Annotated in this window: 1 protein-coding gene; it reads right to left on the bottom strand. The window is 57.5% G+C overall.

The window, feature by feature from the left end; translation table 11 throughout:
• Nucleotides 1-275: 275 nt before the first annotated feature.
• Nucleotides 276-1,334 carry an IS110-like element ISPpu11 family transposase gene (locus tag V7787_RS52755; protein ID WP_104887826.1) on the bottom strand — a complete coding sequence of 353 codons (1,059 nt, stop codon included), beginning with the start codon at nt 1,332-1,334 and terminating at the stop codon, nt 276-278.
• Between the last annotated feature and the right edge of the window lie 127 nt (nt 1,335-1,461).

Raw genomic sequence — 1,461 nt, forward strand, 5'->3', positions numbered from 1 at the left:
TTCGCGGGTAAACCCGCTCCTATGTATGGACTCGCCCACACTGTCTAGCTGCTTTTTTGAACATAGGAACCCGGTTGCATCTATGTATCAGGCCTGTTCGAGGAAGCTTTTTGCTTCTGGCCAACATCGTGGTGAGCTCGCAGTGTGCCGTTTACATGGAGGCCACTATCAGGCCTGTAGGAGCGGAGGCATCGGTCTGCGACGGTCTTACCTAGGGTCAATGTTCACTAGCAGGGGTTGGAGCGCCTAGCGCCCCGGTGGCATTACCCGGTTGGTCAGAGGCTCATAGCCGCCTCCGGTTTTTCGTTCGGTTTGCGTTGGTAAACCTGATCGCTCTGTAACAGGGCCCAGATAATCCGCAGATTTCGATTAGCCAGCCTGATCGCCGCCTCCTTGCGCCCAAGGCGGGATAGCCAGCGCAAGAGGCGGCGATCATCTGGCTGATCGGAATCAGGCCTTAACTGACTCAAGACAGCATGCGCGCCCTGGATCATCAGGCTGCGTATGTAGCCGTCACCGCGCTTGCTCATCTTGCCCAATCTGATTTTGTTTCCGCTGCTGTGCTGATCGGGCACGATACCGAAGAAGGCGGAATACATTCGGCCACTGGCGAAGCGGCTGGGGTCGGTCTGTTTCGCCACGATCGCCGTGGCAATGATAGGGCCGACGCCGCGAATGGTGATCAGTCGCTGAGCGACTTTATCCTCTTGGGCAGTCGCTTCGAGCCGGCGGCTCAGCGCCGTTATGCGTTCACCTAGAGACAACCAGTCCATCAGCAACTCATCGAGCAACTCGCGCAACAGGTCGGGTAGAGGCAAGGAAGCATCCTCAAGCGCCTGAGGCACATGCTTATTGATCGCGGCATCGCCCTGGGGCATGGATACGCCATGCTCGAGTAGCAAACCACGGATCTGATTACCCAGCGCGGTATGTCGCTTGATGTTACCGCGCCGGATACGGTGCAGCGCTTGAATAGCCAGTGCTGTGGTGCTCTTGATCGGTATCGAAGCGATGCTCGTATCGCGACCGGCACGCAAAATGGCATAGCAGTCGTTACGATCGTTCTTAGCACCGCTGCGATGTTCGGCGACACGTTGCGCCGGCAGGATGCGAACCGGATTACCTTTGGCCTGCAGCAGTCTGGCCCAGGCTTGTGCACCTGGACCGCACTCCATCAAGACGGCCACGGTCGTTGGCAGCCTGAGCAGGAAATCGTGGAACGCTTGGCGGGATTTGATGCGATCTTCGTAGATCACCCGACCAGTAGCGTCCTCGCCTGCTAATTGGAAGACCTGTTTGGCCAGGTCTACGCAGATGGTTGTGCAAAGCTCCACATCAGTGGAAGACAGGGAATCGTGTTTCGAACTATGCTTTTTCATGGTCTCGCCCTCGCTGCCGTTGGCTTCTTCGAACACCACCGTGGCACTGTGATGCCTCGGCGGGGGCGAGTCCATCGATTAC

This window comes from Pseudomonas sp. CGJS7 (genome assembly GCF_036961695.1).